Origin of the sequence: Streptomyces sp. NPDC093085, assembly GCF_040683935.1 — a bacterium.
Classification (GTDB): domain Bacteria; phylum Actinomycetota; class Actinomycetes; order Streptomycetales; family Streptomycetaceae; genus Streptomyces.
Genome location: NZ_JBFBFB010000025.1, coordinates 45,398 through 51,535, shown reverse-complemented (window position 1 = coordinate 51,535; position 6,138 = coordinate 45,398). Strand labels below are relative to the sequence as shown.

At 67.3% G+C, this 6,138-nt stretch carries 7 protein-coding genes and 2 pseudogenes; 7 read left to right on the top strand and 2 right to left on the bottom strand.

Annotated features, from left to right (window positions below; all coding sequences use genetic code 11):
- From AB0O07_RS35960 to AB0O07_RS35930, 7 genes and pseudogenes are all read left to right on the top strand, one after another.
- A pseudogene (locus AB0O07_RS35960) lies at nucleotides 1–82 on the top strand (cytochrome P450); the annotation flags it as partial.
- Nucleotides 83–149: 67 nt separating this feature from the next.
- Nucleotides 150–953 carry an IclR family transcriptional regulator gene (locus AB0O07_RS35955; RefSeq protein ID WP_365641780.1) on the top strand — a complete coding sequence of 268 codons (804 nt, stop codon included), beginning with the start codon at nucleotides 150–152 and terminating at the stop codon, nucleotides 951–953.
- Nucleotides 954–1,217: 264 nt separating this feature from the next.
- A complete protein-coding gene (locus AB0O07_RS35950; RefSeq protein WP_365641778.1) occupies nucleotides 1,218–1,394 on the top strand; it encodes a helix-turn-helix domain-containing protein in 177 nt (58 codons plus the stop codon).
- Nucleotides 1,337–2,014 (top strand): TetR-like C-terminal domain-containing protein, encoded by a 678-nt coding sequence (locus AB0O07_RS35945; RefSeq protein ID WP_365641775.1) that lies wholly within the window; start codon nucleotides 1,337–1,339, stop codon nucleotides 2,012–2,014. The genes AB0O07_RS35950 and AB0O07_RS35945 overlap by 58 nt, the downstream gene beginning before the upstream one ends.
- Nucleotides 2,015–2,209: 195 nt before the next feature.
- Complete coding sequence (locus AB0O07_RS35940; protein WP_365641773.1) at nucleotides 2,210–2,440, top strand: Rid family hydrolase; 231 nt, start codon at nucleotides 2,210–2,212, stop codon at nucleotides 2,438–2,440.
- Nucleotides 2,441–2,569: 129 nt separating this feature from the next.
- Complete coding sequence (locus AB0O07_RS35935; protein WP_365641770.1) at nucleotides 2,570–3,331, top strand: FadR/GntR family transcriptional regulator; 762 nt, start codon at nucleotides 2,570–2,572, stop codon at nucleotides 3,329–3,331.
- Nucleotides 3,332–3,658: 327 nt separating this feature from the next.
- Nucleotides 3,659–3,979 carry an antibiotic biosynthesis monooxygenase gene (locus AB0O07_RS35930; protein ID WP_365641767.1) on the top strand — a complete coding sequence of 107 codons (321 nt, stop codon included), beginning with the start codon at nucleotides 3,659–3,661 and terminating at the stop codon, nucleotides 3,977–3,979.
- A gap of 165 nt (nucleotides 3,980–4,144) precedes the next feature.
- On the opposite strand, the pseudogene AB0O07_RS35925 reads toward AB0O07_RS35930, so the two are convergent.
- Together AB0O07_RS35925 and AB0O07_RS35920 are read right to left on the bottom strand one after the other, a co-directional pair.
- Nucleotides 4,145–4,671 (bottom strand): annotated as a pseudogene (locus AB0O07_RS35925) (IS5 family transposase); the annotation flags it as partial.
- An 18-nt stretch (nucleotides 4,672–4,689) separates the two neighbouring features.
- On the bottom strand, nucleotides 4,690–6,033 hold the full coding sequence (locus AB0O07_RS35920; protein WP_365641765.1) for an amidohydrolase family protein: 1,344 nt from the start codon (nucleotides 6,031–6,033) through the stop codon (nucleotides 4,690–4,692).
- Nucleotides 6,034–6,138: the final 105 nt, after the last annotated feature.

Sequence of the window (6,138 nt, the reverse complement as noted above, 5' to 3'; positions counted from 1 at the left end):
CCGCCGGCATCTCGCCTTCGGCCACGGCATGCACCAGTGCCTCGGCCAGTGGCTCGCCCGGGTCGAGCTGGAAGTCGCGCTCCGTGCCTGTCCCTTCTCCTTCACCTGCCAGAACACCAGCTCTCCCTCGAAGTCGAGGTTGCACCACCATGACCGCCACCACCAGCGACGCGATCCGCGACGATCGGGCCTCCGTCGACAAAGCCATCAGCCTGCTGGCTGCGCTCGGGGACGGCACGAGCAGGGAGGTGGGTGTCAGCGAGCTCGCCCGGCGTGCGCATCTGAGCAAGTCGACCGCCCACCGGGTGCTCGGACTGCTGGAGCGCAACGGAGTCGTCGAGCGAGTCGGAACGGATTATCGGCTCGGCGAGCGGCTTCACCGCCTCGGGCGGTCCGTGTACGCCCCGGGTACCGAGCACGTCCGGGATCTGCTCCTGCCGTTCCTGGCGGACCTCTACGAGGGGACGCGTCAGACAGTTCATCTGTCGGTGCTGCACGGCTCCGACACGGTCTGCCTGGCCAAGCTCTACGGCCACCACGCTGCCTCCGTGCCGTCTCGCATCGGGGGCCGGCTGCCGGCGCACGCCACAGCCGAGGGCAAGGTGTTGCTCGCCCACAGCCCCGATGCCGCCGCTCAAGCATTGTCGGCGTCGCTGGAGCGCCTCACCGCGTACACGATCACCGACTCCGGGTCGCTGAACCTGGAACTCGGGCGCGTCCGTCGCGAAGGTGTCGGGTACGACGACCAGGAGAGTCGGACCGGTCTGAGCTGTGTCGCCGCTCCGGTCCTGACGCGCGACGGGCGGGCCGTCGCCGCGTTGTCCGTCACCGGCCCGTGCGGCCGGATCGACATACGTCGGTTCGACAGCGAGGTACGGCGGGTCGCCGCGGCCGCGTCGCAGACGTGGAACTCTCGGGCGGAGCATGCCTCCCGTCGGACGACCGGCTGGTAGCGGTAGGCGCCGGACCGGAGAGCGGATTCCGGGACACTTGGATTCCGGCACACCTGCTATGCGCGGACCCGGTTGCCTCCCTTCCTCGGTTCGAACCCGCTGAGAGAGGCGCGCAGTCCACAGATGTACCTGTCACGCGGCTGTGCGGATCCCGGGCGAGTGTCGCCCCTCGACGCGGTGATCGCCGCGCTGCCTATCACGCTTCTTATCTGGAGGTGGCCGTGACGGAGGTCGCCAGACCGTCTACCCGGCGCCGGGGAGCGGTTGGAGGGCACGGTCCTTGACGCGGCCTGGGAGCAGCCGGCCGAGTGCGGCTACCCCGCCTTCTCGATCGAGGGGGTGGCGGCCCGGGCCCGGACCAGTACACCCGTCCTGTACCGCCGGTGGTCCTGGAACTCCTGCGTGCCGCCGTTCGTCGGCACAGGGACAAGTTCCCCCTGAGGGTGCCGGACACGGGCAGTCTGCGCGGTGACGTCGTGGCTCTGTCGAGGGAGATGAACGAGCGCCGGGCCGGACTCGTCGCACTCGTCAGTGCTCGTCTCGGCACTTACTACGCGCTGACCGGCACCAGTCCTGATGACGTGCGGCGGGAGCTGATCGGAACGCGCCTGTCCCTGATGAGGGCCGTCCTTGAGCGGGCCGTCGCCCGAGGTGAGGCGGATCCGCTCAGGCTGACGGCGCGAGTGACAGGTCTGCCCTTCGACCTGTTCGCGCACGAGCTCACGATGACGCTGCGCCGCTCGGCGACGATGCCATCGCGGGGATCGTCGACGATGTGTTCCTGTCGATCGTCTCGTTCGGCCCGACGTCTCCGGCCCCTTCCGCCTCGCGCGCCACCGGGCGCCGCGGAGGAGGGGGCTCTGTGCGTGTCCCAGTCGTGCCTGCTGGAGGGTTCCCGACCCAGCGCGATACAAATGGCCCCCTTCGTCCGGTTCTCGGCGTCAGTGGCGTGGCCGACGGTGTCACTGTGCCGACCGCGGCGGGCCCGGCGATGGCACCGGCGATCGACCACCAGGTCGAATCGGACCGGCGCCGCCCGGCACATGACTCCTGGCAGATGATCGGCAGCCCGGCGCCGAGACCTTCGCCGGGCATCCTTCGGGATCGAATTGGCTTGGCCACTTGATCAATGTTGCCTCAAGTTGACATAGTTCTGATGCGCACTCTGGGATTTCAGGAGGACATGGCGTGCTGACAGCGCTCGATCGCGGCGATATACCCGAAGGCCTTCAGTTCTCGTTGGGATACACATCTCCATGGAGAACCAGCGCAAGCTGCTGGAGTCCGCAGGGGCCACGTTCGAGAACGTATTCCGATCGAACTGGTATCTCACCGATATCCGCGACTGGGATGCGATCGCCCCTGTCCTCGCCGAGTATTTCGGTGGCGAGCTCCCTTCTCCACAGGTGATCGAGGTGGCACGGCTGACAGCGAAACCGGGTATCCGCCTGGAGCCCGACCTGTGGGCTTCCCGTCCGCGCGGCTGAGGCCCCGTCCGTGTGCCGTGTCAAGATCTTGGTGCACGACGGGCGGCCAAAAGGTAAGGCCGCTTGACCAGTTACTCGACCGTCGGGACAATTGATCGATACGGATCTGTTCTGAAGGGGGCACCAGTGGTGCGACGCGGCAGCAACGGCGACGAGAGCCTCGACGTCACAGGCATCGCCCCGATCTCGATACCCAGGTTGTCGGACACCATCGCCGACCAGATCCGTGACCTCATCGTGAGCCAGGATCTGAAGGAAGGCACACGCCTGCCCTCGGAGCGGTTGCTCGCGGAACGCTTCGGGACCAGCCGCCCCACTGTCAGCCAGGCCATTCGCACCCTGTCGCTGATGGGGCTGGTCGAGAGCCGGCGCGGATCGGGTGCTTATGTGCTCCGCCGGCCCGACCAGAGCGAGTCCGCCGCGGGGACACTGCTGACCGCGAACGCCGACAATCTGGAGCACCTCCTGGAACTGCGGCTGTGGCTGGAGGGGCTCGGGGTGCAGCAAGCCATCGAGCGGGGCCCCGAGGGCGGCATCGCGAAGGCGCGCCAAGCCCTGCAGCGACTGACGCAGAGCGTGGGCGAGACCTCCACCTGGATCGCCGCGGACACCCTCTTCCACGCGACGCTCGTGGACCTGGTGGGTAACCCGGTTCTCACACGGATCTATGAGCAGGCCCACACCTCGTTGCTCGAATACGAGTACAAGGAATGGGTGGAGAACGACGAGGTGCCGGCCTGGCTCGCGCCTGCCGCTGCCGACGAGCAGATGGCACTGCACGAACCCATCGTCGACGCCCTGGAACGCGGGGACGTGGACGCGGCTCTCGCGGCGGTGCGACGGCACAACGACGTGATGCGGGAGCATCTTCTGAGTCGCTCCGCGGATTGATCGTGCGCTGAGCGCGCTTTTCGGGGCTTGGACTCGCCATGATCGACATCATGGCCAGAGGAGGCAGGCGCGGCGTGGCCGGTCCGGGCTGCCGGACCTCCCGAGGGGGCGCCCGCCCTGTCTCCGAAGTTGTCGGACGCCAGGAACCGATGTGGCCGGCGTGCGCGGGTCGTCGGTGCCGGTGGGTCGTAGGGTGACGGGGCGCGGCCGGGATGCGACAGCATAAGAAGCGCATGCATATCTTATTGAGGCTGGCCGGGCCCAAGAGGCGGGACGGTCTCTCTTGGGGGTGAGCGCGGGCCACCGCAACATGGAGAGGACCGTTCGATGACGGAGAACACTGACGACCGCGTCTGGGTGATCAACACGATTACCGTGCAGCCAGGCAAGGCACAGATCGTCGCGGATCTACAGGTGGAGCTGGTCGACGAGGTCAAGAAGGACTGGCCGGGCTTCATCAGCCAGCACACCTTGATTGCCCTGGACGGCAGTCACGTGGCGACGGTAGAGGCGTGGGCGGACTTCGCCACCCTCAAGGCGATCGTCGAGGACGAGAGGCTGCTCGAGTACCGGGCGCGGATCGCGGAGCATGCCACCTTGGCGCCTGTGCCGTACAAGGTCGTCGGAGACACGACGGCCGCTGAATGACCATGGCCGCGGGGCCGCGCGTCCGGGCGAAGCCCCTGAGGCTCCCCGGGCTTTGGGGCGCCGACCACGTACTCCAGTGTGACATGGAGTTCTAGGCAGTTTCGTTTGGATCATCGGGCGGACCATAGGAAGATTCCGCCGATGTTGGACGGCCAGGTAGATCATTGCGGTCTTGTCGTAGCGGGTCGCGATGCCGCGCCACTGCTTGAGGCGGTTGATGCACCGCTCGACGGTGTTCCGCTGCTTGCAGGCCTCGCGGTCGAAGCCGGGCGGCCTGCCTCCGTGGCTCCCGCGCCGGAGCAGGTTGGCCCGTTGGTCCGCGGGGACGGGGATCACGGTGCGGATGCCGCGCCTGCGCAGGTGTTCACGGATGGCGCGGGAGGAGTACGCCCGCCCTGTCGGCCAGGACCACGTCCGGCCTGGTTCGCGGCCGTCCGCGCGGACGGGGGACACGCAGGCGGGCCGTCACCGCGGTGAAGGCGGGCGCGTCGCCGGCCTGGCCCGCGGTGAGCACGAATGCCAGGGGCGGCACCGGCCGTCTGCGGCGAGGTGGACCTTCGTGGTCGGTGGGCCGAGGGAGCGTCCGACGGCGTGGCCGTTCGGCTCGCCCGCCGGGGCCCCTTTTTGCGGGCCCCGGCGGCGTGCTGGTGTGCGCGGACGATCGTGGAGTCCACCGAAACCGCCCAGTCCAGGTCCTCGGTACTCGACCGTCATCCCTCTGATCGGCAGGAGGTGAGCAGGACCGACGGATAGTTCGATCGCTCGAAGAGACCCGCGGCCGATCGGGTGAGTTCGTCGAAGATCTTCGCCTCGTCGACGCCCACCAGCCGGCCGTTCTCCTTGACGAAGCGGCCATCGACGAGGACGGAGTCGACATTGCTGGTATCCATGAACTGAACCACTGTTCCCGCCGCATGGTGGACGGGCCAAGCGTTGAGTCGCCGGGCATCGAGCACGACCACATCGGCGCGTTTGCCGGGAGTCAGCGAACCGACCTTGTGCTCCAGGTGTGCCGCCCGTGCCCCTTCGACAGTGGCCATCCGCAACATGTCGTAGGCGTCGAGTGCGGGTGGCACCGGAGATCCTCCGACGAACTCGCGTTCGTGTCGACGGCTCCGCTGCAGAAGGAGCGCTGATCGCGTCTGGGTGAAGAAGTCGACAGGCCCAAGGGACACGGCATCGGTACTGAAGGCGGGTCGGATGCCATGGTCCAGCGCGGACTGCATTGCCGTCCACCCCATGCCGAGTGTCTGCTCGACGATGCACGAGATGCTGACGTGGGCTCCGGCCCGGGCGATGGTTTCCCAGGTGCTGTCGGCAAGGCCGAGACAGTGGATGTAGGTGTGCCGGGGACCGGTCAGGCCTTCCTCGGCCAGAGTCTCCAGGAGATGTCCGGTCTCGGCGTTGTTGATGTGCGCGTAGTAGGGCAGGCCCAGATCGCGGGCCAGCCGGACCACCTCGCGGTCCAGCAGAAATCCCAGTGCCGGAGTCACCAGTGCGTCGTCCGAGGTGAGGCGTTGCCCCACGATCCGGTGGATGTCGTGGGGATAGGCGTACGCGGGATCGGGAACGTTGTCGCCCGATGTCGAACTGAGCGCGAAGACGCCCCGGATGCCCGAGTCGATCAGTCCGTCGATGGCGGCGTCGCTGTGCATCGGTGTGTAGGACGACTGCGAGGTGTCCACCACTGTGGTGATGCCCGCACCGAGGCATTCGAGACCGGCCGCCAGCATGCTCCAGTAGACGTCTTCCGGAGTGTAGTGATGAAGGATCGCACCGGCGCCTTCCCGGGACTGCCGGAAGTAGTCGGCCGCGAGAGCATCGGACCAGTAGGACCGCAGGGCCGTCTGGAACATGTGGATGTGTGAGTTCACGAAGCCGGGGATGACGATCTTTCCCCGGCAGTCGACCGTCCGTGCGTCGGCGGCGAGACCGGGGCCGACGGAGACGATCCGCCCGTCCTCGATCAAGATGTCACCGGTGCTGAAATCACCGATCGCGTCGTCCATCGACAGAACGATTCCGTCCTTGAGCAGTACCCGGGAGGTGGTCATATGGGCTCCTTCGATTGTGCTTCGAGCACAAATGGATCTGCTGGCTTTACCGAGTGCCGCGCAGTCCCCGGCTCTTGACGTCAAGTCGGGGGCTGCCGGCGTCTT